This is a genomic window from Amycolatopsis sp. NPDC043889 (assembly GCF_056435645.1).
The window spans coordinates 94,454-116,905 of record NZ_JBWKEC010000025.1 but is presented as its reverse complement, the minus strand read 5'-3'; the positions used below and the strand labels follow the sequence as shown (position 1 = coordinate 116,905).

Sequence of the window (22,452 nt, the reverse complement as noted above, 5' to 3'; positions counted from 1 at the left end):
CGAGGCTGGTGTTCGCCGCGCTCAGCGTCGGCAAGCTGTTGTTAGTACCGCGGGGAACCAAAGAACGGAATGCCAACAAGCGGGCCGGTCCGGTGTCGTGAGTGGCGATTCGGGTTCCAACCCGAATCGCCACTCACGACCACGGTGACCCACTCAGCCCGGCACCGATCCTGATCTTCAGGTCCTCCGCCACACCCGCTCCTTCCGCCGGGCCCGGCCGCGGCCCGGTGTCCAGTGTTCCCAGCGTGAACAACCCCGCACAAGCATGGACTCATTCCGCGAATCCCCCGTACATTCCAGTGTCGTGCGGGCCGTTCCCGCACGGATTGGGGGATTTCGATGGCAGGACAGGCTCCGAGCAGCTGGACGCGATGCTTCCATCGGGCGCCGTCGGCCGGGATGCGGCTCCTCGTCTTCCCGCACGCGGGCGGATCGGCGAGCGCGTACCGCGCGTTTTCGGCGGCCCTCTCGCCCACGATCGAGGTGCACACCGCCCAATACCCGGGGCGGCAGGACCGGATGGGCGAGCCGGTCATCGACGATGTCCACGTCCTGGCCGAGCACCTGGTGGACGTCGCCGCCGCGCTCCCGAAACCCTTCGCCCTCTTCGGCCACAGCATGGGCGCGATCGTCGGCTTCGAGGTCGCCCGGCGGCTCGAAGCGCGAGGCATCGTCCCGGCCGCGCTGTTCGTCTCGGCCCGCCGTGGTCCGGACGTGCAGAAGGAGAAGTCGCATCACCTCGCCGACGACGACACCTTCCTCGACGAGGTCAGCCGTCTCGGCGGCACGGACCCCACGATCTTCGCCGACCCGGACATCCGCGCGCTCGCGTTGCCCGCGCTGCGCGGTGACTACAAGGCCGTCGAGACCTATCGCTACCGGCCCGGCCCCGACGTGAGCTGCCCGGTCGTGGCGCTCGCCGGGAACGCGGACCCGGTCCTGCATCTGCCGGACGTCGAAAACTGGCGCGAGCACACCACCGGCTCGTTCGAGATGGAGGTGTTCGAGGGCGGTCACTTCTTCCTCGAAGACAACCTCGACGCCGTCGTCGCGCGCATCCTCGGCAAGCTGACCGTCAGTCCCTGAGGCCTTCCCTGCTCGCCCACGCGACGACCTCGGTCCGGTTCGCCAGGCCCAGTTTCGCCAGGACGCTCCGGACGTGGCTTTCACCGTCCGGCGATTGCTCAGCGCGTCGGCGAGCAGGGCGACGCTCTCGCGTCCCCGCCCGGTCAGCGGGTCGGCGGCGCGGCGCCCGGCACGGATCCGGTCGAGCAGCGCCGCGGCCCGCGCGAGTGGTCCCGGTATGGCCAGTCGCCGGAACTCGTCGAGCGCGTCGCGTGCGATCCCTTGCGCGCGAACGAGATCGCTCCGGGCGACCAGTGTTTCGGCGAGCAGCAACCTCGCCTGGGCGACACCGGGCCGGGCGCCGATGCCTTCGTTGACGACGATCGTCGCCCAGGTCGGCGGCCTGACCGGGCTCGTCGTCGCGTTCTGGCGATCGACGCGCATCCCGTGCTGACCTTCGCGGCCGACCAGGTCGACGGTGACCCGGACGAGTGGTCGGTCCACGGCTCCCTCAGAGCGCGAGGTGCGACTTGCCCCCTGACGGTGACCGCGACCGGACCGGCGGACAACGGCGACGGCACCTGGCGAGTGGTCGCCGTCGCCGTCTTCGACCGGCGGGCGATCGGTCTCCGCGCGCCGAGGTTCCTGATCGGCAGGGAGATCACGATCGCGCTCGACGTCGTGCTCACCCCGCCGGGATGATCAGGCCCAGGCGGAAAGTTCCTTGGCGAGCGCGGACGGCCCGCCGGCGGTGCGCAACGTCGGCGCGCCGGGCCAGCAATCCTGGTGGTCGCCGGTGCGGAGGGTTTCGGCGAACCTGGCGACCAGCCGCGGCTGCGACGCCACCGTCCGGCCACCGAGGTAGGCGACGACGACGTGGTGATCGTCGTCCGAATGCGTCGCCACGGCGGCAGACCAGCCGTGTTCCTCGTGCCACATCAGGTCGACGTCGCGCTCGGGAAAGCCGGGAAGACGCCAATTCAGCCTCATCCTGGCGGTGACCGGACCGGCGAGGTCGACCGTGCACGCGTCCCTCCGTATCCCCAGTGCCGCGGCCACGTCCTCCAGGTAGGCGTTCAGCCTGGTCTTGAGCTCCAGACCTGCTTCCGTGGGCGCGGGGGTCGAGGTGGTCACGGTCCCTCATCTTCCTGTCACTTTGAGTTGGCGTGACGGGAATTACCCACCGCGGAGCGGCTTCACACCCTCATTTCGTCACACCACGGTTTCGGTTCGCTCAAGCCGTGGCTTCGATGACGCGGGTCAGTGCCTTGTGCAGCGCCTCCAGCTCGGAGACCTCCATACCGAGCTTCTCCACCACGCGATACGGGATCTTTTCCGCCTCCGCGCGCAACGCGCGACCGGATTCCGTCAGCTCGACCGTCAGCAGCCGCTCGTCCTCGGAGCTGCGCCTGCGCGTGACGTACCCGATCGTCTCCAGGCGCTTGAGCAGCGGTGACAGCGTCGCGGGCTCGGCACGCAGAGCGACACTCAGGTCCTTGACGGCCTGCGGGCCTCGCTCCCACAGCGCCAGCATGACCAGGTACTGCGGATGGGTGAGCCCATGGGGTTCCAGCAGCGGACGGTAGATGGCGATGACGCTGCGCGAAGCGACCGACAGCGCGAAACACACCTGACGCTCCAGCGCGAGCGGATCCTCGCCCAGATCGATCGACTTCATCTCCGGCCCCTCCGAGTTCATGCCGCCGATCCTAGCCGCGACGCTAACGTTTAGCGTGCTAATCATTAGTGTACTGTGGCAGCATCGACGGAAGGAGTCGCCCGATGCCCCGCAAGCGCCCGGACGTGTTCCGCTGGCTGTGGTACTCACTCGGCGGCAGGCTGCCCGAGCGCTACCAAGCCTGGATCCTCCACGACGCGACCACGGGAAGCTGGCGCTGGCGGCACGTCGCCCGCAGCACGGTGATGATCGCCCCGCTCTGCGCCGTATGGCTGCTCCTGCCCGGCCCGCTCACGCTGCGGCTGGCGATCGTGCTGATGGCCGCGCTGGTCGCGTACTTCTACTCGATGGCCTACATGGAGGAGAGCATCGAGCACCGGCTGGCCAAGAACGGCTTCCCGCCCGGCATCGGGCGCCGGACGCGCGCGGAGGCCGTCGCGGTCGCGGAAGCCGAGGTGACCGAGCGATACCTCGCGCGGTACCGGAACCAGGCCTGATCTCCTGATACCTTCGGCGGGCACCGCCCCGGCACCGGCCCAGTGTTGCGAAAGATGCTTTCGCGACACACGCGCACAGCCGGCACCCCAGGAAGCCGCCCGCGACCAGGACGGACGAGCCGCCGCGGCTAGAGTGCGCGGTGATGAGACGCAAGCTCCGCCCGCCGCTCCCGCCCCGTCACGGGCTCGATCCCGCGAGGCTCAAGATGCCCGCCAAGGGCCCCTGGACGACGTTGCGGGAGCACCTCGTCGAGCGGCTCCCCCGGGTCGCGCCCGAGCGGATCGAGGAGATGCTCCGGGAGGAGCGCATCGTCGGGCTCGACGGGCCGCTGGGCGTCGATTCCCCGTTCGTGCCGGACTCGTTCATCTGGTTCCATCGCGACCTGCCCGACGAGGTCGAGGTGCCGTTCGAGGTCTCCGTCGTGCACCGCGACGAGCATTTCCTGATCGCCGACAAGCCGCATTTCCTCGCGACGATCCCGCGCGGGCGGCACATCCTGCAGACCGCGCTGGTCCGCCTGCGCCGTGAATTCGGCCTTCCCCAGCTCAGCCCCGCCCACCGGCTCGACCGGGTCACCGCGGGGCTCATCCTGTTCGTGATCACTCCCGAAGTCCGCGGCAAGTACCAGACGATGTTCCGGGATCGCCTGGTGCACAAGGAATACGAGGCGATCGCCCCCTACGACCCTGATGTCGTGCTGCCGCGCGAGATCAGCAGCCGCATCGTCAAGGAACGCGGAGTCATCGCCGCGCAGGAGGTCGACGGGCCGCCCAACGCGGAAACGCGCGTCGAGCTCATCGAGCACCGCGACGGCCTCGGCCGGTATCGCCTGATCCCCGCGACCGGCCGTACCCACCAGCTCAGGCTGCACATGAGCGGTCTCGGGTTGCCGATCCTCGGCGACGACTTCTACCCGGAGCTGACCGAAACCCCGCTCGACGACTTCACCGAACCCTTGCAACTGCTGGCAAAGGTCCTCGAGTTCACCGATCCGGTCTCCGGGGAACGCCGCCGGTTCGAGAGCAGGCAGACGCTCCAGGCGTGGACGGACCTCGACGCGTGGCGCCGCGGGCCCTTGCCGTGAAGGCCTCCTTACCTACCCTGAAGGTAGTGAAGGAGGCCTTCACGGACTTCGGCTCACGGAAGGCTTACTTCCGCCAGAACTTGATCCCGCTCCAGGTCACCTTGACCGGTCCGGCGCCACTCGCCGTCCGATAGGCGCCGAACTTGTCGTAGTAGCTCCCGCCGCTACTGCTCACGGTCTGCTTCAGCGAACCGTTGATGTACACCTTGTGCGTGCTCCCGACCTGATGCACGGTGTTGACCCGCACGGACGTCCCGACGGTCGCCCCGCTCCCCAGCGTGTCCCCGCCATGGACGGCGTAGAGCCGCCCGCCGCGTTCGACCGCGAGCATGAAGTACGGCCCGGCGGTCGGCGCGTCGCGGAAGGTCTGCTTCAGGCTGATCCGGGTGCCCGCCATGCTGGTGATCCGGAACGATCCCTCGAACTGCCGGGTCCCGCCGGTGTAGGTCGCGTAGCGCCGTTCCGCCCGCTGATCCCCGCTTCCGGTGGAGCAGGTCAGTTCGAAGTTCAGCCCGTCGACGGTGCCGCAGCCGCGTTCCTGGACGTTGAACGACGGGTTCTCCGCCGTCCACGGCCCGGTGCCGCCCTGGGCGTTCGCCGGCATCGCCGACGCGATCAGGCCGAGCACGGCCGCCGCGGCCACCCCGGCGGTCCGAAGTCGTCTCCGCATCCTGCCTCCTGCACACTCAGGGCGGCGGTGATGGTCCAGACCAGGACCAGGCTGCGACTGTACGAGTACGAACCGTCGTAGGACAAGACGTTGACGCCCCGGCGTCCCGCTGATTGGGTAACGACGGTGATCCTCTCCTTGACGGTCCTCGAAGGACTGGCGGCCGGGACGATCGACCTGGCCTTCCGGCGCTGGTCGAAACAGAACGTCCACCCTGGCGACGTGATGCGCCTGGAGGCCGGGGTGATCGAGGTCGTCTCGGTCGAGATCGCCGACCCCGCCGCCATCACCGACGCCGACGCCCGCCGGTCCGGCGCGGAGTCGGCGAACGCGGTGCGGGGCACGCTGCGCGGCCCCGCGGACGCCCCGGTGTACCGCATCGGCCTGCGCCACCTCGGCCCCGATCTCCGGCGCGCGCTCAGCGCGGACGCCGAACTGTCCGAAAAGGACTTCGAGGAGATCCGCCATCGACTGTCCAAGATGGACAGGCGACGCCCGTGGACGCACCAGACCTTGCGCCTCATTCACGACAATCCCGGACGCCGCGCCCAGGAGCTCGCCGATCTCCTCGGCCGCGAGAAGGATCCGTTGAAGGTCGACATCCGCAAGCTCAAGAACCTCGGCCTCACGCTCAGCCTCGAAGTCGGCTACCGGATCTCGCCGCGCGGCGCGGCATACCTGCGTCTTACCGAGGATCCCGGTAAAACGCGCTGAGCTCCGGCGTGAGCCGCTCCGGCGGGACACTGTGGAACTCGCCGTCCAGCCCGACCTGCCGCGCCCCCGGCACCACCTTCGCGGCGACGAGAGCGGCGGCCTTCAGCCAGTCCGTACTGCCGTTGCTGTTCACCACCAGGACGGGTGTCGCGATCGACGCCAGCTCATCAGGCACCTTCGAGTCCTTCATCACGAAGGCGTCGTAAACGAGCGTGGGCGCGAACGACCGCAGTTCGGGCCACATCGGCGTCTCCTTGGCCTCGGCGACAGTCTCCTCCGGGGAGCCGACCGCGGACATCATGAACAGGGCGACGGCGTCGTCCCACCGGTCCGCCGCGACCAGCTCGCGCATCTCGTCGGCATATCCCTCGGGGACTTCTTCCGTTTCGCCCCGATAGGGCGGCTCGAAAACCGACAACCGCGCAATCGGCACACCGGCCGCGGCGGCGAGGAGGGCAAGCGCGCCACCGGAGGAGATGCCGTGGACGATCACCGGCTCGCCGAGCGCGGCGACGACCGCGGCCAGGTCTTCGATCTCGCGCTCGACCGCGTACGGCGCGGTGTCGCCACTGCCGCCCCGGCCCCGGCGGTCGTAGGTCACCACGGAGAACTCGGAGGCCAGCTCCGCGACCAGCGGTTCGTCGCCGTGCCGGTCGTTGCCCGCGCCCGCGACGACGACCACGACGGGCCCCGCACCACGGCGTTCGAACACGATCGGCGTCCCATCGGCGGACTTCGCTGTGTGGATCATGTGAGCCATCGTGCCACTCGAACATCCGTTCGACAAATGGCCGGAACCGGGGTAGGTTCGGTTGCCATGACCCCCGCGCTTCAAGCCTCGCTGTTCGACGAGTGCGCCACGCTCGGGCTGGGCTCGCTCGGCGGGCTCCGGCGCACCGAGCTGACCCGTGGCGCCTGGATCGACGTGCTCCCGGGCTGGCTCTCCGGCGCGGACGAGCTGTTCACCCGGCTCGCCGAAGACGTGCCATGGCACGCCGAAAGGCGGCAGATGTACGACCGCGTCGTCGCCGTCCCCCGGCTGTTGAGCTATTACCGCGAAGGCATGCCGCTCCCCCACCCGATCCTCACGGAGGCGAGGGAGACACTCTCCGCGCACTACGCGGAAGAGCTCGGCGAGCCGTTCGTGACGTCGGGCCTGTGCTTCTACCGGGACGGGCGCGACAGCGTCGCCTGGCACGGCGACGACACCGGCCGGTCCCGCACCGAGGACACCATGGTGGCGATCGTCTCGGTCGGCGCCGCCCGCCAGCTGGCCCTGCGGCCGCGTGGCGGGGGCGAGACCGTGCGGCACGCCCTCGGCCACGGCGACCTGATCGTCATGGGCGGCAGCTGCCAGCGGACCTGGGAACACGCCGTCCCCAAGACCGCCAAACCGGTCGGGCCGAGGATCAGCATCCAGTTCCGCCCGAGAGGAGTCGCCTGAGGTCAGTCCAGCAGCACGGGCAACGCGTCGACGCCGTAGACGATCGAGACCTTCCGGAAGCCCACCTGGTCCGGTTCGATCGCCAGCCGCATCTCCGGGAACCGGCGCACCAGCGCGGGGTACGCGGTGCGCAGTTCCATCCTGGCCAGTTCGGCACCGATGCACCGGTGGATGCCCCAGCCGAAGGCGAGGTGCGACGTCGGCTCGCGGGTCGCGTCGAACTTCTCCATTTCCTCGCCGAGTTCGCCGTCTCGGTTCGCGACGCTGAGCGAGACCAGCACGATGTCGCCCTTCGCGATCCGGACGCCGGCGACCTCCATGTCCTCCTTGGCGAACCGCGGGAAGGCCATCTGCACGACGGTCAGGTACCGCAGCAGCTCCTCGACGAACCTGTGGACGGCCTCATCGTCGCCGCGGACGGCTTCGAACAGCGAGCGGTCCTTGAGCAGCACGAGCGCGCCGAGCGCGATCATGCTCGCCGTGGTCTCCAGCCCGCCGGTGAGCACACCGTCGGCGAGGCCCGCGAGTTCGCGGTCGTCGATCTCGTCGCCGTGCTCCTTGATGAGCATGCCGAGCAGGCCGTCGCCCGGGTTCTCGCGCTGTTTTTTGACGATCTCGTCCAGATAGGACAGTGACTCGGTCATCGCTCCGAGTGACGCGCCCGCGCCACCGAAGAGGTCGAACCGGGCGGTGCTCAGCCGCTGGAAATCGTCGCGGTCCTCGTACGGGACGCCCAGCAGTTCGCAGATCGTCAGCGACGGGATCGGCAGCGCGAAGGCCTCCCACAGGTCGACGGGACCGTCGGCCTTCGCCATCGCGTCGAGCTGATCGGCGACGATCTCGTCGATCCGCGGCGCCAGGCGCGATAGCCGCCGCATGGTGAACTCCGGCGTGAGCAGGCGCCGAAGCCGGGTGTGCACCGGCGGATCGGCGAACCCGAGCCCGCCGGGGTTCTGGTCCTCGGTCACGCCCGCGTTCCCGACCAGGTTCGTGAAGTCGTTGCTGAACTCGCCCACCTTGCCGAGTACGGCCTTGGCCTCGTCGTAGCCGGTGACCAGCCAGCCGTTCATCCCGAACGGCAGGTCGAGCTTGCTGATCGGCTCCGTCGCGCGGATCCGGCCCAGCTCGGCCACCGGGTCGAGACCGTCGCGCTTGAGCGGCAGCAGCGCGTTGTCCGGGATGATCGACATCTTGGACAGGTCGAAACCGTTCTTCTGCTGACGCGCGAGATAGCGACGGCCGAGCCAAGCCAGCACGCGCGAGCGAATGCTCCCCATACCCTGCACCCTACTCCAGCCGCTGACCACCTGACCTGGCACAACAGGCCGCCTTCGCCCGGCAGGACGCCCGACGTCCTCACCCCGCCGTCCCACTCGATTAGTCACGTCCAGAAAGTCGGTTTTCCCGCCCGAGAGGTTCCCGGCGACCGGGAGACGTCCGTCACCGTCGGTCACGACGGACCGCGGGTAACGCCTGACATCGGGCGCGCGTCGTGAGATTGTCGGACCTTACTGGGAGGATTCGGACATGTCAGCCGCGCTCATCGGACGCGACCATCCCGCGGGGGTGCTCCGCGCGGAGATTTCCCGTGCCGCCGAAAGCCACGGCGGGCTGGTGCTGGTCACCGGCGAGGCCGGGATCGGCAAGACCACGCTCGTCACCGGCGCCGCCGAAGAGGCGAAGCGCCTCGGCGCCCTGGTGCTCAACGGGTCCTGCTGGGACTCGGCGAGCGCACCGGGCTATTGGCCGTGGACGCAGGTGGTCCGCGGGTTGCGGCGCGCGGTCGGGCAGGGCCGCTGGGCCGCGATGGCCGACAGCGAATTGGACGTCCTGCTCGGTGAGGCGCGCGGCGACGGCGCGGCCGACGGGTTCCGGCTGTACGACGCGGTGACGAGCGTGCTGGTGGCCGCCTCCCAGGACCAGCCGATCGTGGTGGTGCTCGACGATCTGCACTGGGCCGACGCCGCGTCGCTGCGGTTGCTCGAGTTCGCCGCGCAGCACACCTGGTTCGAGCGGCTGCTGCTGATCGGCACGTACCGGGACGTCGAGGTCGAGGCGACCGATCACCCGCTTCGCTCGCTCATGATGCCGCTCCTCACGAAGGCCACTTCGGTCACTCTCACCGGCCTCGAACCGGACGAGGTCGGCACGCTCATGACCAGGACGGCGGGCGCGGCACCCGACGACGCGCTGGTCGCCGAGGTCCATCGCCGCACCGGCGGCAACCCGTTCTTCGTCGAGCAGACGGCGCGCCTCTGGCACAGCGGAGGTTCCGCCGAGACCATCGCGCCCGGCGTGGCCGACGCCCTGCAGCGACGGCTTTCCCTGCTCCCCCAGCCGGTCCTCGATCTGCTGACCACCGCGTCGGTACTCGGCAGGGAGTTCCACCGCCGGCTGCTCGCGGGCGTGGCGTCGGCACCCGTGCCCCAGGTGGACCGGCTGCTCGACCAGGCCGTCGCGGCACGGCTGGTGGTGGTGCAAGGGCAAGGACGGTTCGCCTTCGCCCACGACCTGGTCCGCGAAACGTTGTACGCGAGCCTGTCCGAGTCGGACCGCCGGAAACAGCACGCCGCGGTCGTCGCGGCGGTCCGGGAAACGCCGGCGTCACGGGACAGCCTCTTCGCCGCGGACCTGGCCCGCCACGCGCTGCTCGCCGGCCGGGAAGTCGATCCGGAGGAGGCGATCGACCTGTTGCTGGCCGCCGCGGTCGACGCCACCGGCCGTATGGCGATCGAAGAGACGACCACCCACTACCGGCGGGCGATGGAGATCGCCGAGGACCGGCGACGGAAGGCGGTCATCGCCCTCGAACTGGGCGCGCATCTGACCCGTCACCACGAGACGGACGAGGGCAGGCAGGTCCTCGACGAGGTCTCGGTGCTCATCCGTGAACTCGACGACGACGATCTCCTCGCCCGGCTGGCGCTGACCCTGGTCCGTGCCGACCACAAGAGCCTCCGGATCGACGAGACGGTCGAGGTGCTCACCGAAGCGCACGCGCGGCTTTGCGGCCGCGAGCCCGGCCAGGAGCTCACGGCCGAGGAGATGACGCAGGAACTCTCCGCGCGCATCATGATGACCGCCCGCGACGACCACGACGATTCCGCGCTGTTGTTCGGTTTGTGGGCCCGGCACGACTCGATCTGGGGGCCGGGCAGCGCCGCGGAACGGGAACGGCTCACCGACGAACTGGTCGCCGTCGGCCGCCGCACGGCGAATCCGGAATTGGAGCACTACGCGGCGTCCTTCAAGTGGGTGGCGCAGCTCGAACAGGGCGATCCCCGGTATTTCGGGCAGTATCAGGAGTTTCTCGCCTTGGCGGCCACCGGCAGGGCCCCGAGTTCGCAGCTGGCTTCCCGGATCGACCAGGGCATCATCGCCACGCTTCAGGGCCGGTTCGCCGAAGCCGAGGCGTATATCGAGCAGGTGATCTCGTGCCACGAGGGGGACGAGCATCCCCATTTCGCCGACCTGAACCAGCTGCAGCGGTGGATGCGGTGGTGCCTGGAGGGGCGGTTCGACGAGCTCGCCGGGCTCCACCGCGAGATCTCGCGCAGCGGGTACTCCTACGGCCGGATGCTGGAGGCGATCTCCGCGGCCCAGCGCGAGGACGCCAGGGAGGCCGTGCGGCTCACCGATCTCGCGGCCGACGCGAAGCCGTATCCCCGCGACCTGGAAGCCTTGTGGTTGCGCTGCCAGGCGCAGACGGCGGCGGTCTCGCGCGATCCCGAACGCTGTGAAGCGGCCCGCGCACTGCTCGTGCCCTACAGCGGGGAGTGGCTGGTTTCCCTGTACGGCTGCGAGATCTCCGGCCCGGTCGACCTCTGGCTCGGCAGGCTCGACCTGGCGCAGGAACGCTGGAACGACGCGGTGGACCGGCTGCGCGGTGCCGCGCTCTCCGCGGATCGGCTCCGGGCCACGGTCTGGGCGACCGAAGCCAAGTCCTGGCTGGCGAAGGCGCTGCTCGGCCGGAACCTCGAAGGCGACGCGGCGGCTGCGGCGGCGCTCCTGGCCGAAGTGACCGAAGAAGGCGCCGCGCTCGGCATGCGGCCGGTCGTGGCCAGGATGACGAGAGCACGCGAGGAGACGCGGGCTCCGGCCACGCCGAGGGCGGAGTTCCGTCGCGACGACGTCGTGTGGACCTTGCACTTCGACGGCGTCACCGCCCACCTCCCGGACTCGAAAGGCTTGCGGGACCTGCATTTCCTGCTCGGCAGGCCGGGTTCGGAGGTCGCCGCCGTCCGGCTGCTCGATCCCGAGGGTGGCGAGGTGGTCGTCGCCGCGAAGAGCCTCGGCGGAGACGCCGTCCTCGACGACGAGGCGAAGGCCCGGTACCGCGCGAGGCTCGACGAGCTGGACGAACTGATCGACACCGCGACCGGGATGGGCCAGGACGCACGCGCCGCGGCGCTGGACCGTGAACGGGACGCGCTGCTCGCCGAACTGCGGTCCGCGGCCGGGCTCGGCGGCCGCACCCGGCGGCTCGGGGACGAGGCGGAACGCGCCCGCAAGACGGTGACCGCGCGGATCCGGGACACCCTGCGCAAACTCGACGAGCAGCATCCGGCACTGGCGGCGCACCTGCGCGCGGCCGTCACCACCGGTTCCTCGTGCCGCTACGCGCCCGAAGACAAGGTTCCCTGGCGGCTGTGAGCGGCCAGGGACTCGTGAGTGGCCAGGACGGTTAGAGCCAAAGGTGTCTTAGGCACCTACGTGGATTCCGGCGGTGGTTGATCCCTGGCCCGGTCCGTGAGGGGCCTCCTTGAGGGACTCTGGGTTCCTCAAGGAGGCCTTCAAGGACTCGAAAGTCGCCACGTTCGCCCTACGAGTACCAGCAGTCACAGCGGCGGCGCGTGAAGGCCCCCTTCCCTCGGCTCAGCCGAGGAAACTCGACCTTCACACCTTCCCGAGTACATGAAGGCCCCCTTCACGTACTTGAGCGCGCAAGAACACCGGTACCGAGCCGGTCAAGCCTCGTGAGTGGCTAGGACGGTTAGAACCGTCCTAGCCACTCACGAGGCTGGGGCTCACTTGCGGTTGTAGAGCCGCATCGTCAAGGTGCCGAAGATCGCGAGGATGACCGCTCCGGCGATCAGCACCCAGGTGATCTCGCCGCCGTCCCAGTTGCCGTCCATCATCGAGCGGACCGCCGCGACCACGTGGGTCACCGGGTTGACGTCGACGAAGGCCTGCAGCCAGCCCGGCATCGTCTCCGGGTTGACGTAGATGTTGCTGAGGAAGGTCAGCGGGAACAGCACCATCATGCTGACCCCCATCACCGACTTCTCGCTGCGCAGCAGCAGGCCGAACATCGTCCAGATCCACGAGAACGCGAACGAGAACGCCAGCAGCAGGAGGATCGCGGCGGCCACGCCACCGAATCCGCCGGCGGGGCGGAAGCCCATGATCAGCCCGACGCCGAGGATCACCAGCGACGCGATGAGGTACCGCAGCATGTCGCCGAGCAGATAGCCGACCATCGCCGACGGCCGCCAGATGGGCAGCGTGCGGAACCGGTCGAAGACGCCCTTCTCGATGTCGGTGTTGACCGAAATTCCGGTGTACATGGTGATCATCAGGATGCTGCTCGCCATGATGCCCGGCAGCACGAACTGCAGGTACTGCGTCGGCGAGCCGGACAGCGCGCCGCCGAACAGGTAGGTGAACATCAGCGTCATCATGATCGGGAACGCCGTGACGTCGAACAGCTGCTCGGGCACGTGCTTGATCTTCAGCATCGCGCGCCACCCGAAGGTGACCGAAGTCGACAGCGCGCTGGGGCGCTGAGGACGGTTCTTCGCGATCAGGACGGCGGCGAGATCCTCCGCCTTCGGTGCCGCGAGAACGGGTTCGTTGTCTTTGACTGCCGTGGTGCTCAAGCTGCACTCTCCTCAGGCGTGGCGGTGCGGTCGGTCAGGGCCAGGAAGACCTCGTCGAGGCTCGGCTGGCCGAGGGAGAAGGTGTCGACGACGATGCCGGCGCGCGCGAGCTCGGACAGTGCGCGCGCGGCGTGCTCGGCGGCACCCTGTTCGGTGCTTTCGCCCGTGAGCCGCGCGGTGAGCGCGACCGGGTCCGGCTCCAGCAGCACCTGTGCCTCCAGGTTGCGGACGAGCAGCGCTTCGGCCTCGGCACGCTGGTCGGCCTCCCGAAGCCGGACGTGGATCGCGCCCGCGCCGACCGACGCCTTCAGCTGCCCCTTGGTGCCTTCGGCGATCACCTTGCCGTGGTCGATGACCGCGATCCGCGAGGCCAGCTGGTCGGCCTCGTCGAGGTACTGCGTGGTCAGCAGGACAGTGGTGCCGTGCCGCACGATCGCGCGCACGATGTCCCAGACCTGGTTGCGGCTGCGGGGATCGAGCCCGGTCGTCGGCTCGTCGAGGAAGAGCACGTCCGGGGTGTTGAGGATGCTCGCGGCGATGTCGATCCGCCGCCGCATCCCGCCGGAGTAGTTCTTCACCTGCCTGCCCGCGGCCTCGGTCAGGCCGAACGCCGCCAGCAGCTCCTCCGCCCGTGCGCGGGCGGCCGGTTTGCGGTGCCCGGTCAGCCTGCCGATCAGCACCAGGTTCTCGGTGCCGGTCAGGTCTTCGTCGACCGAGGCGTACTGCCCGGTCAGGCTCACCATGGACCGGACCGCGTCGGCCTCGCGGACGACGTCCTTGCCGAAGACGCGCGCTTCTCCACCGTTGGGGCGGAGCAGGGTCGCGAGCATCTTCACGGCGGTGGTCTTGCCGGCGCCGTTCGGCCCGAGGACGCCGTACACGGTGCCGGCGGGGACCTTCAGGTCGATCCCGTCGACCGCCCGGTTCTCCCCGAACACCTTGACCAGCCCCGAGGCTTCGATGGCCAGTTCACTCATTTTCGTTTCCTTTCAGAAGCATTCAGCAGACGTAGGGGCGAGCGGCGCGCGCTTCGCGCAGGGCGAGACCCCACCAGGCGAGCTCGTCGAGCAGGGTGGTCACGGCCTGTCCCTGCCCGTCGCTGTCGAAGGGGGTGCCGTCGCGGGCGAAGGTGCCGTCGAGGAGGTTGAAGGCCACGGTGTCGCGCATGGTCACCGTGTGCAGTTCGGTGAAGATCGTGCGCAACTGCTCCACGGCGTAGAGCCCTTGCGAGCGGTAGCCGTAGGAGACGAAACCGACCGGCTTCGCGCGCCACTCGTCGTAGGCGCAGTCGATCGCCTGCTTCAGCGACGCCGGGAAACTGCGGTTGTACTCGGGGGTGACGACGACGAACGCCTCGGCCTCGTCGACCAGCCTCGCGAACCGCTTCATGTCCGACGTCGGATGCTCCGGCAGCCCCGTGGGCAGGTCGAAGTCGACCAGGTCGAGCACTTCGGTGACGAGGTCTTCCCGGTTTTCCGCCCGGCCGGTGAACCACTTGCCGACGGCGTCCCCCACCCGCCCCTCGCGGGTGCTTCCGATGATCACCGCGACCCGCAGTGGACTGGTGTCCATGACCGACCTCCTCTCGCTTCACCTCTTGGGCGCGAGAAAGCCGCCGGACTTTCGCTAGATCGGATCTAGCGGGCGCCCGGCGGCTTCGGTCGGTGATCTCGCTAGGCGTCCAGCGCGATCGCGATCGCGCCCAGCAGGGACGCGTCCTGGTCGAATTTCGCCGAGACCAGTTCCGGCGGGAACGGCACGGCTTGCGCGAGCCGCTCGCGCAGCGCGGGCAGCAGGATGTCGGCCGAGCGCACCAGTCCCCCGCCGACGGCGACGCGCTGTGGGTCGAGCGCGATGGCGAGGTTCGCGACGTGCATCGACAGTTCGTCGAGCGCAGCGCCGACCAGTTCCTTGGCCTGTGCGTTCTCCCTGGCGAGGCCGAACAGTTCACCCGCGGTCACCGGGCGGCCGAGCAGCACACTCGCCCGGCCGCCCAGCCCACGCCCACCGACGGCTTCCTCCAGTGGCGCCGCTCCACTGGCGAACCCGTCGGTGTCCTGCGGCGAGAGGAGGTTGTACCCGATCTCTCCCGCAGCGCCGTTGGCGCCGGCCAGCAGCCGGCCACCGACCAGGACCGCCGCTGCGATCCCGGTCCCCAGCGAGAGGAACACCGCCGGATCGGTGTCCGCCAGCGCCCCCCATCGCCATTCCGCGAGCGCCGCCGCCTTGGCGTCGGTGCCCACTTGGATCGGCACGTCCTCGAACTCGGCGGCGACGAGGTCGCGCAGCCGCAGTTCCTCCCAGCCCGGCACGTTGGGCGCGAGCAGGATGCGGTCCTCCAGCACGATGCCAGGGCTGACCACACCGATCGCGACGAGCCGGTCCGCGGCGCCTTCGTCGGCGAGCAGTTTCCGCGCGGCGGCGAGCGCGCGGCTCACCACCTGTTCGGCGCCCGCCTGCGCGTCGGTGTCCAGCCTCCGGGTGACCAGGAGGCTCCCGGACCGGTCGGCCAGCCCGATCGCGACCTTCGTGCCGCCGAAGTCGATCCCCAGGATCAGGTCTTCCCCCGTCACTTTCCGTTCCCCTCTGCCGCCCCTGCGAACGCTTCCTGAATTCCCTTGGGCCCGAACGGCCACACGCGCTCCGCCTTGGCATAGGCCAGGAACGCCGCCACGCCGAGCGCGATCCACCCCACCGAAAGCCCGATCGAAAGCCAGGTGGCGGAGAAGTAGATGTAGATCCAGCCGAGCAGCGCGATGACCGTCGGGATCGGGTAGAGCCCTTGCCGGTACGGCCGCTCCAGCTCCGGCCGCCGTCGCCGCAGCACGACGATCGCCGCGACCTGCGCGAGCGACTGGATGAGCACCAGCACCGTCACCGCCGCGTTGATCACCGCGGTCAGCGTGAAGAGCGAGCCGATCGCGGCGATGACGCCCATCGTCAGCACGCCGGCGGTCGGCAGGTTCAGCTTCGGGTGCAGCCTGGCGAACACCGGCAGGAACACCTTGTCGCGCGCCGCTTCGAACGGGACCCGCGAACCCCCGAGCAGGCCGGCGAACACCGAACCGATCGCGGCGATCACGATGAACACGGTGATGACCTTGGCCGCGCCCGTGCCCCACGCCTGTTCCAGCACGGTGGAGGCGACCGAAGTGGCGTTCTTCAGTTCCTCCAGCGGGATCGAGCCGAGCACCCCGAGCTGCAGCAGGAAGTAGAGGCTCATGATGCCGAGGATCGAGAGGATGATCGACCGTGGCAGCGTCCGGCCTGGGTCACGAACCTCGCCGCCGAGGTAGGCGCTGGTGTTGTAGCCGAGGTAGTCGTAGATGGCGATGATCAGGCCGGCGCCGAGCCCGGCCCAGAACGCGCCGCCGTCGAACGAGAACGCGCCAGGTGTGAAGGCGAACGCTTGCGCGCCGTCGAAATGGGTGAAGGCCGCGACGATCACCGAAAGGGCGGCGAACAGCATGATCCCGAACAGGACGGTGGTCAGCTTCCCGATCTCGCCGATCTTGCGGAACAACGCCAGCACGATCAGGACGATGACGCCGAGGCCGATGATCTTGCCGAGCGGCGTCGTCCCGCCGTCGTCGGCGACCCCGGGGACCAGGTATCCGAGGTACTGGACGAGCCCGATGATGCCGGTCGACATGATCAGCGGGATGAACAGCACCGCGCTCCAGGCGAACAGGAACGGCATGAGCCTGCCGGTACGGGAGCCGAACGCCTCCCGCAGATAGACGTAGGTGCCGCCGGCGCCGGGGAGGGCGGCGCCGAGTTCGGCCCAGATCAGGCCGTCGGCCAACGCGATGACCGCGCCGATGAGCCAGCCGAACATGGCCTGCGGGCCGCCGAGCGTCACCACCATCGCGGGGATGGTGACGAACGGGCCGATGCCGCACATCTGGGTCATGTTGATGGCGGTCGCCTGGAGCGGCCCGATCTTCCGCTCGAGCCCCGGCCGCGGGGATGAACTCAAAACGCGCCTCCCTGTTAGTTAGTAAAGTTTCTTAACATAATTTCGGGCGTGTCGGAAGGCCGGTCCGCAAAGTTGTCGTGCTCCGGTCCACCAAGCCGGGACGTATCAGGGAGCCGTGGGTCCGCGTCCTTGTCCGGAAGGACGTCTTCCCCAGGAACGGTGAGGTCCATGAAACGGCTGTTCAGCGCGGCGATGGCGATCGCCGCACTCGGGTTCGCGGCGGCCTGCGGCGGGACCGACGGGCGGGCCGGACACCGGCCGCACTGAAGACGCCCGTCCGCCTGGCGCCGTCGCCGGGAGCCCGATCAGGTAAAACAGCGACCTGCTCGGCACCGCCAAGAGCGCGATCGAGCAGAACCTCGAGCGTCTCCGCAAGAGTTCCGGCGGTGTGGCGTTTCGGTCGTGATCGTGGGCGAAGGGAACCGCATCCGCCCGAATCCGGTGAACCCGGGCGCGACGATCACGGTCCAGGCCAGTACGTCTTCGGCGTCGCGTTCGTGATCCCCAGACCGACGAGCTGCGCCTGGAATTCGGGCGTCCCGATGGGCCCCGCCGCCAGGCTGCTGACGCGGGTCAGCGCAGGTGGCGCTCCAGCCACTCGGTGACCGCTTCGTCGGCGAGCTTCGCGATCGGCAGCTGCGGCGCGGGATCGATGCCCGGGTCTTCGGCGAGCGGGTGGGCGAGACCGGGGAGGCGACGTAACCGGACGTCTTCCGACACCGCGTACCGGGCACGCACCGCGTCGACGAGTTCGTCGGCGTCCGCGCGGAACGCGGGGAAATCCTCTTCGCCGCTGACGACCAGCAGCGGAACCTGCGGTTCCCTGGCCGAAATTTCACCCGATCGTGCGACGAAGTCGAGCTGATCCGCCGCCTGGTTCGCTTCGTCCGTCCACGTATAGGGCTGTTCCAGCATGGTTTCCACCACGCCGACCAGCGACCGCGCCCGGACGGCGGGGTTGACCAGCGCGGCGGCCCGCACCGGGATCTCCCTGGTGGCCAGGATCGTGAGCGCCACGGCACCACCGAGGGAACCGCCGACGACGGCCATCCGCGAGGTGTCGAAACCGAAGCGTTCCCGCAGTTCAGCCAGTGCGGCGGGGAATTCCAGCGCCGCCTGCCGGACGAACGGGTCCGCGTAGGCGAGCACCGCGTCACGGACGGCCCGTTCGACCACCGCGTCCATGCTGCCGTCGACCATTCTCGCGCCGCACAACGGCATTCCGAGATACACCCGCCACGCGGGCACCCCGGCCAGCGGCAGCGCGGCCGCGAACGCGGCGTCGGTGCGGGGCGCGTCGATCATGTGCCAGGCGACGACCACCGGCGCGGAGCCGCTGACCTCGGCCGATGGCGGCAGGACGGTGAACGGTACCCCCGCCGCCGTGCCCGTGACCGGTTCTCCCACCGCTGTCCCCCCTCGCGTGCTGTCGATCTCCACGATATCCAGGACGCAGCGGAGGCGGACCTCGTTCCGCCACAAGCGAAACAGTATGCCCGCGGGGTCACCCCGACGCGCCGCGGAGGTGGTTGCGGATGACCGGCGGCGGCCGAATAGTGTTGCGGCCCGGCCCTTTGGAGGTGAACCGCCCGTGCCCGATGTCGACTACTACGAGGTGCTCGGCGTGGGAAAGGCCGCCTCGGTCAACGAGATCAAGACCGCGTACCGGCGGCTGGCGAAATCGCACCACCCGGACACCGGCGGATCCGCGCTCACCTTCCAGCTGGTCCGCGAGGCCTACGACACGCTCAGCGATCCGATGCGGCGCGCCGGCTACGACGCGGGCGGCCGCTCGGTGCGCGCCCCGATCCGGCCGCGCCCGCGGCGTCGCTTCGGCGAAGAACCGGGCTACGAGCCCGAACCGGTCGTGATCGATCCGGACGACCTCGAATGGTGGGAATTCGCCGCGCAGGACGCGCGCGTGCGGCTCGGGCGGCGGCGCGGGCCCGGGCACACCCCGGTGGTGGCGGCGGTCGGCGGGATGGTGCTGGTGCTGCTGCCGGTGCTGACCGGCGTCGGATTCTCGGCCCCCACGCTGATCGTCTGGCTGATCCTGACCGCCGGGACCGCGCTGCTCGTACAACGGCTCGCACGCGGCTACCTGGCGGCTTCCCGCGCCAAGACCCGGTTCGCCGCCGAATTCGGCGGGAAACGCGTGTTCGGCACCCCCGGCGTCGAAACCGACGAACTCGCCGAACGGCTCACCGCCGACCTGCTCGAGCGCTACCTGACCCGGCTGCCCGGCGCCCGGATCTTCCACGGCCTCTCGTGGCCGGATTCGGTGTTCGCCGACGTCGACCACGCCGTGTTGTGCGGAAAGCGGCTGGTGCTCATCGAATCGAAGCTGTGGCTGCCGGGGCACTACGAAACCGATGACGACGACCGTCTGCTGCGCAACGGCCGTGCCTTCCGCGGCGGTGGGAGCAGGCTGACCGAAAGCCTCGCCGAATACCGGCGGATCCTGCCGGGGGTCGCGTTGCGCGGGGCGATGATCGTGTACCCGAGCCGGACCGGTGAGATCACCACGGACCTCGAGGATCCCTCCCCCGCGCCACCCATGACGCCGGAACAGTTCCTGCACGAGATCGGCGGGTGGCTGGCGGCGGAGCCGTCCACTGTGGACTCGGCGACGATGCGGGTGGTGCGGGACCGGGTGGTCGGCACCGTCTGAGACAGCGGCAGCCCGCATTTCGTCCTCTGAATGCGGTAGTTGGCAACGTGAACTACCGCATTCAGAGGACGAAACGCATTCGGGGGCCAGCGCGTGAAGGCCCCCTTCCCTCAGCTGACCCAAGGGGAAGGGGGCCTTCACGCGCAAAAGAAGAACTACCGGACCGAGCGCTCCTTCTTGGCGCGCGCGGAACGGGTGCAGACCTCACCGACGTCGACCGTCTGGCCTCGGTCGATGTAGACGTCCGCCAGCCCGACGAGCTTGCCCTTCGGCGACGTACAGGTCAGCTGGTACGCCTCCTTGGGGCCGTAGGTCGGCGGGATCGGCGACTGGAACGACACTCCGCCGGTCCAGTCGTCCACAGCGGACGGATTCGCCTGCGAGTAGTTGACCAGCACGGCCGTGTAGTCCCCGGCGGGCGGGTCGTACAGGATCGCGTGCTCTTCCGTGGTCGAACCGTTCGCCGACGACGACACCATGTTGCCCGCGGAGTCGAAGACGTACAGGTCCCAGTCCGTGTCCTGGCTGGCCCACTTGACGTCGACGCTGAACTTCCCGTTGTCGACCTTGGGGAGCCCGTCGACGTGGAACGTGAAGCTCTCCGAAGCCGGGTCGGCCGGGTAGTTCGTGTTGATCGCCGGGACCCCGGCCGGGTTGACGGCCTGGATCGCGGGCTGCGCCGGACCCTGTGGCTCGCGGCCGTAGCGGCCCGCGACGTAGGGCCGGGTCGACGGGTTGATCGACCACGCGAACCGGCCGCCGGTGGAGGACAGCGACGAGTTCAGGTCGTCGGTGACGTAGATCGGCGGCTTCGTCGAGCCGTCCGGCTGCACCACCGGCGAGGTCGGCGTCTGGAACGTCTTGTGCAGCTTCAACTGGTAACCCTTCGGCGCCGTACCGATCAGCGTCGAATGGGCCGCCGGGTCGGCGGTGTTGGCCAGCATGTCGATGAACGCGGCCCGGTTGCCGCCCTTGCCCGCGCCCGCCGCGGGGGCGACACCGGTGTACTCGGCCACGACACCGTCGGCGAACGGCGGGTGGAACTCGTTCGGGCCGACCTCGAAGGTGAAGCCCCAGCCACCGGTGGCCCAGTACGACCAGTCCTCGGTCGAGCCGGTCGTGTCGTAGAGCGCCCACGACGGCTGGCTGGTGTACCCGTTGCGCGAGGCCATCTTGTCGCCGAGCGCCTTGTACGCCGGCTCGTCGAGCGGCGGGCGGACGGCGGCGACACCCGGGACACGCAGCACCAGGTTGGAGTAGGTGTGCAGCGTGATCAGGTTGGTCACCTGGCGGTTGGACACGATCGAGCGGATGTTCTGCGTCTCGGGCTCGGAGAACGGGCCGGAACCACGGAACGTGTCACTGCGCCACAGGGTCGACGCGCCGGCGCCGCCCCAGAAACCCGCGTAGTTGCGGTTCGGGTCGGTTCCGCGTTCGCGGCCCGCGGGGTTGGCCTTGCAGACACCGGTCGCGAATTCCTTGGGCGAGTCGTTGACGTTGCAGTTCTTGCGCTTCATTTCATAGTCGAACCGCGAGAAGTCACCCTTGGGCTCGGCCTCACGGGAGATTTCGAAGCCGTCGGGGTTGACGATCGGCACGATGATGTTGCGCGTCCGGCCGACCAGGCCGCGGATCTCGGCGTTGCCGCCGGTGTAGCCCTTGACCAGCTCGTGGGCCCATTCCATGGCGTGCTCGCCCGCCGGCCACTCCCGGGCGTGGTGCACGCCCATGGTGAAGTTGACGGGTTTGCCGTCCGCGATGTTCTTGACGTCGCTCGCGACCTCGAGGCCGATGACGTCACGGCCTTCCCAGGTCGGCTGCGGCAGCGTGAACGCCGTGACGAGCTTGGGGTTCTTGCGGGCCAGTTCCTTGACCTCGAACTGGTAGTCGTAGAGGTGCCGGTAGCTCGTACGCCCGGACGGCAGGGTGGAGCCCGGCGTCTTCGCGGCGTACTCACGGTCGGTCTTGGCGTTCTGGATCGACTTGGCCGAAAGGTCGGCCTCGACCACCTTCGACTTGAAGCCGTTGTCCGCCAGCGTCTTGCGGTCGGCGTCGTTGGCGAGGACGACCTCCACGCCGCTGGCGTCGGCCTTCTCGGTGACGTCGAGGCCGAGCCGGAGCAACTTGTCCTTGTCCTGCTTGGCCGGGGTTTCGACGCGGACCAGCTCGGCGCGCTGCGGCGCGTGCGCGGCACTGGTCGGTGTCCCCTGCGGCGTGAGGGCCAGGAAGTCGACCCCGAGCAGCGCGTCGCGCGTCTTGCCGTCGTACCGGCAGGTCTGCACGACCAGCTTCTGGTCCTTCTTCACGAAGCCTTCGGCGAGTTCGTGGCTGCGCAACGCGGCGGACGCGGCGACCACGGCGCCGGTGTCCTTGTCGAAGACCGCGAGGTCCCAGTCGCCCTCGGCGCCGCCACGAGGCGCGATCCGCGCCTGCAGCAGACCGTCCACTGTGGACGTGAACTCGCGCCGGTCGGTACCTGCCGTGCCCGGCTTCTGGAGCGCGGCGAAACAGGAACGCGCCACGGCCTGGTTGGCCCGGACCACGTTGTCCGCGGCCACCGCCGTCGTGGCCGACGGAAGTGCCACGAAGGTGCCGGCGAGCACCAGGGTCGCCGCCGTCCATCCCGCTCTTCGCCGGTTTGGTGAATACCCCACAGACTGACCTCCTTGGACAGTCCGGTGACCGGGTGAGGTCACCGGTAGCGAGACCCTAGACCCGGGACACCGCCGGAGGGACCCGCCACAAGTCGCCTGCACCCCTTTCGGCCCAA

General features: G+C 69.3%; 21 protein-coding genes. 9 read left to right on the top strand and 12 right to left on the bottom strand.

The features are described 5' to 3' along the window. Positions 1 to 339 precede the first annotated feature (339 nt). The 3 genes from AC0685_RS32925 to AC0685_RS32915 all read left to right on the top strand — a co-directional run bounded on the left by AC0685_RS32925 (position 340) and on the right by AC0685_RS32915 (position 1,767). Positions 340 to 1,086 (top strand): thioesterase II family protein, encoded by a 747-nt coding sequence (locus AC0685_RS32925; protein ID WP_478229068.1) that lies wholly within the window; start codon positions 340 to 342, stop codon positions 1,084 to 1,086. A 73-nt stretch (positions 1,087 to 1,159) separates the two neighbouring features. Further along, the gene (locus AC0685_RS32920; protein ID WP_478229067.1) at positions 1,160 to 1,519 is read left to right on the top strand and encodes a hypothetical protein; all 360 of its coding nucleotides are present in this window, start codon (positions 1,160 to 1,162) and stop codon (positions 1,517 to 1,519) included. Then, positions 1,513 to 1,767 (top strand): hypothetical protein, encoded by a 255-nt coding sequence (locus AC0685_RS32915; RefSeq protein ID WP_478229066.1) that lies wholly within the window; start codon positions 1,513 to 1,515, stop codon positions 1,765 to 1,767. The genes AC0685_RS32920 and AC0685_RS32915 overlap by 7 nt, the downstream gene beginning before the upstream one ends. Here AC0685_RS32915 and AC0685_RS32910 read toward each other — a convergent pair whose 3' ends face one another. Beyond that, on the bottom strand, positions 1,768 to 2,199 hold the full coding sequence (locus tag AC0685_RS32910) for a DUF6292 family protein (protein ID WP_478229065.1): 432 nt from the start codon (positions 2,197 to 2,199) through the stop codon (positions 1,768 to 1,770). Between the two features lie 100 nt (positions 2,200 to 2,299). Beyond that, on the bottom strand, positions 2,300 to 2,743 hold the full coding sequence (locus tag AC0685_RS32905) for a MarR family winged helix-turn-helix transcriptional regulator (RefSeq protein ID WP_073847073.1): 444 nt from the start codon (positions 2,741 to 2,743) through the stop codon (positions 2,300 to 2,302). Positions 2,744 to 2,847: 104 nt separating this feature from the next. Between AC0685_RS32905 and AC0685_RS32900 the strand changes: the two genes are divergently transcribed. Beyond that, positions 2,848 to 3,240 (top strand): DUF5313 domain-containing protein, encoded by a 393-nt coding sequence (locus AC0685_RS32900; protein ID WP_478229064.1) that lies wholly within the window; start codon positions 2,848 to 2,850, stop codon positions 3,238 to 3,240. 143 nt (positions 3,241 to 3,383) lie between these two features. Then, positions 3,384 to 4,325 (top strand): RluA family pseudouridine synthase, encoded by a 942-nt coding sequence (locus AC0685_RS32895; protein WP_478229063.1) that lies wholly within the window; start codon positions 3,384 to 3,386, stop codon positions 4,323 to 4,325. A 64-nt stretch (positions 4,326 to 4,389) separates the two neighbouring features. On the opposite strand, the gene AC0685_RS32890 is transcribed toward AC0685_RS32895, so the two are convergent. Then, on the bottom strand, positions 4,390 to 4,995 hold the full coding sequence (locus AC0685_RS32890; RefSeq protein WP_478229062.1) for a hypothetical protein: 606 nt from the start codon (positions 4,993 to 4,995) through the stop codon (positions 4,390 to 4,392). Between the two features lie 126 nt (positions 4,996 to 5,121). Between AC0685_RS32890 and AC0685_RS32885 the strand changes: the two genes are divergently transcribed. Beyond that, positions 5,122 to 5,709, top strand: a complete 588-nt coding sequence (locus tag AC0685_RS32885; RefSeq protein ID WP_478229061.1) for an ASCH domain-containing protein — start codon at positions 5,122 to 5,124, stop codon at positions 5,707 to 5,709. On the opposite strand, the gene AC0685_RS32880 is transcribed toward AC0685_RS32885, so the two are convergent. Continuing rightward, complete coding sequence (locus AC0685_RS32880; RefSeq protein WP_478229060.1) at positions 5,681 to 6,460, bottom strand: alpha/beta fold hydrolase; 780 nt, start codon at positions 6,458 to 6,460, stop codon at positions 5,681 to 5,683. The genes AC0685_RS32885 and AC0685_RS32880 overlap by 29 nt on opposite strands. Before the next feature lie 66 nt (positions 6,461 to 6,526). Here AC0685_RS32880 and AC0685_RS32875 point away from each other — a divergent pair, with 66 nt between their 5' ends. Then, positions 6,527 to 7,153, top strand: a complete 627-nt coding sequence (locus AC0685_RS32875; protein ID WP_478229059.1) for an alpha-ketoglutarate-dependent dioxygenase AlkB — start codon at positions 6,527 to 6,529, stop codon at positions 7,151 to 7,153. A gap of 2 nt (positions 7,154 to 7,155) precedes the next feature. On the opposite strand, the gene AC0685_RS32870 is transcribed toward AC0685_RS32875, so the two are convergent. After that, on the bottom strand, positions 7,156 to 8,430 hold the full coding sequence (locus tag AC0685_RS32870; RefSeq protein ID WP_478229058.1) for a cytochrome P450: 1,275 nt from the start codon (positions 8,428 to 8,430) through the stop codon (positions 7,156 to 7,158). 250 nt (positions 8,431 to 8,680) lie between these two features. Here AC0685_RS32870 and AC0685_RS32865 point away from each other — a divergent pair, with 250 nt between their 5' ends. Continuing rightward, on the top strand, positions 8,681 to 11,806 hold the full coding sequence (locus AC0685_RS32865; protein WP_478229057.1) for an ATP-binding protein: 3,126 nt from the start codon (positions 8,681 to 8,683) through the stop codon (positions 11,804 to 11,806). Positions 11,807 to 12,180: 374 nt separating this feature from the next. On the opposite strand, the gene AC0685_RS32860 is transcribed toward AC0685_RS32865, so the two are convergent. The 6 genes from AC0685_RS32860 to AC0685_RS32835 form a co-directional block, all read right to left on the bottom strand. Further along, positions 12,181 to 13,032 carry an ABC transporter permease gene (locus tag AC0685_RS32860; RefSeq protein ID WP_340682979.1) on the bottom strand — a complete coding sequence of 284 codons (852 nt, stop codon included), beginning with the start codon at positions 13,030 to 13,032 and terminating at the stop codon, positions 12,181 to 12,183. Next, positions 13,029 to 14,009, bottom strand: a complete 981-nt coding sequence (locus AC0685_RS32855; protein WP_340682980.1) for an ATP-binding cassette domain-containing protein — start codon at positions 14,007 to 14,009, stop codon at positions 13,029 to 13,031. Before AC0685_RS32855 ends, AC0685_RS32860 begins: the two co-directional genes overlap by 4 nt. A gap of 22 nt (positions 14,010 to 14,031) precedes the next feature. Beyond that, complete coding sequence (locus AC0685_RS32850; RefSeq protein ID WP_478229056.1) at positions 14,032 to 14,604, bottom strand: NADPH-dependent FMN reductase; 573 nt, start codon at positions 14,602 to 14,604, stop codon at positions 14,032 to 14,034. A gap of 101 nt (positions 14,605 to 14,705) precedes the next feature. Further along, entirely contained in the window at positions 14,706 to 15,605 is a 900-nt protein-coding gene (locus tag AC0685_RS32845; protein WP_478229055.1) for an ROK family protein, read from the bottom strand. Then, positions 15,602 to 17,011 carry an APC family permease gene (locus AC0685_RS32840; protein WP_478229054.1) on the bottom strand — a complete coding sequence of 470 codons (1,410 nt, stop codon included), beginning with the start codon at positions 17,009 to 17,011 and terminating at the stop codon, positions 15,602 to 15,604. Before AC0685_RS32840 ends, AC0685_RS32845 begins: the two co-directional genes overlap by 4 nt. 573 nt (positions 17,012 to 17,584) lie before the next feature. Next, positions 17,585 to 18,418 carry an alpha/beta hydrolase family protein gene (locus tag AC0685_RS32835; protein ID WP_478229053.1) on the bottom strand — a complete coding sequence of 278 codons (834 nt, stop codon included), beginning with the start codon at positions 18,416 to 18,418 and terminating at the stop codon, positions 17,585 to 17,587. 184 nt (positions 18,419 to 18,602) lie between these two features. Between AC0685_RS32835 and AC0685_RS32830 the strand changes: the two genes are divergently transcribed. Then, positions 18,603 to 19,682 carry a J domain-containing protein gene (locus AC0685_RS32830; protein WP_478229052.1) on the top strand — a complete coding sequence of 360 codons (1,080 nt, stop codon included), beginning with the start codon at positions 18,603 to 18,605 and terminating at the stop codon, positions 19,680 to 19,682. Positions 19,683 to 19,837: 155 nt separating this feature from the next. Here the strand turns inward: AC0685_RS32830 and AC0685_RS32825 are convergent, their stop codons facing one another. After that, positions 19,838 to 22,336: a M14 family zinc carboxypeptidase gene (locus AC0685_RS32825; RefSeq protein ID WP_478229051.1), complete on the bottom strand. Its 2,499-nt coding sequence runs from the start codon at positions 22,334 to 22,336 to the stop codon at positions 19,838 to 19,840. Between the last annotated feature and the right edge of the window lie 116 nt (positions 22,337 to 22,452).

What these genes read in the sequence shown, in the direction of transcription:
- AC0685_RS32925 (WP_478229068.1), top strand. Translation starts at nt 340, where the DNA reads ATGGCAGGACAGGCTCCGAGCAGCTGGACGCGATGCTTCCATCGGGCG.
- AC0685_RS32905 (WP_073847073.1), bottom strand. Translation starts at nt 2,743, where the DNA reads ATGAAGTCGATCGATCTGGGCGAGGATCCGCTCGCGCTGGAGCGTCAG.
- AC0685_RS32900 (WP_478229064.1), top strand. Translation starts at nt 2,848, where the DNA reads ATGCCCCGCAAGCGCCCGGACGTGTTCCGCTGGCTGTGGTACTCACTC.
- AC0685_RS32895 (WP_478229063.1), top strand. Translation starts at nt 3,384, where the DNA reads ATGAGACGCAAGCTCCGCCCGCCGCTCCCGCCCCGTCACGGGCTCGAT.
- AC0685_RS32890 (WP_478229062.1), bottom strand. Translation starts at nt 4,995, where the DNA reads ATGCGGAGACGACTTCGGACCGCCGGGGTGGCCGCGGCGGCCGTGCTC.
- AC0685_RS32880 (WP_478229060.1), bottom strand. Translation starts at nt 6,460, where the DNA reads ATGATCCACACAGCGAAGTCCGCCGATGGGACGCCGATCGTGTTCGAA.
- AC0685_RS32875 (WP_478229059.1), top strand. Translation starts at nt 6,527, where the DNA reads ATGACCCCCGCGCTTCAAGCCTCGCTGTTCGACGAGTGCGCCACGCTC.
- AC0685_RS32870 (WP_478229058.1), bottom strand. Translation starts at nt 8,430, where the DNA reads ATGGGGAGCATTCGCTCGCGCGTGCTGGCTTGGCTCGGCCGTCGCTAT.
- AC0685_RS32865 (WP_478229057.1), top strand. Translation starts at nt 8,681, where the DNA reads ATGTCAGCCGCGCTCATCGGACGCGACCATCCCGCGGGGGTGCTCCGC.
- AC0685_RS32855 (WP_340682980.1), bottom strand. Translation starts at nt 14,009, where the DNA reads ATGAGTGAACTGGCCATCGAAGCCTCGGGGCTGGTCAAGGTGTTCGGG.
- AC0685_RS32850 (WP_478229056.1), bottom strand. Translation starts at nt 14,604, where the DNA reads ATGGACACCAGTCCACTGCGGGTCGCGGTGATCATCGGAAGCACCCGC.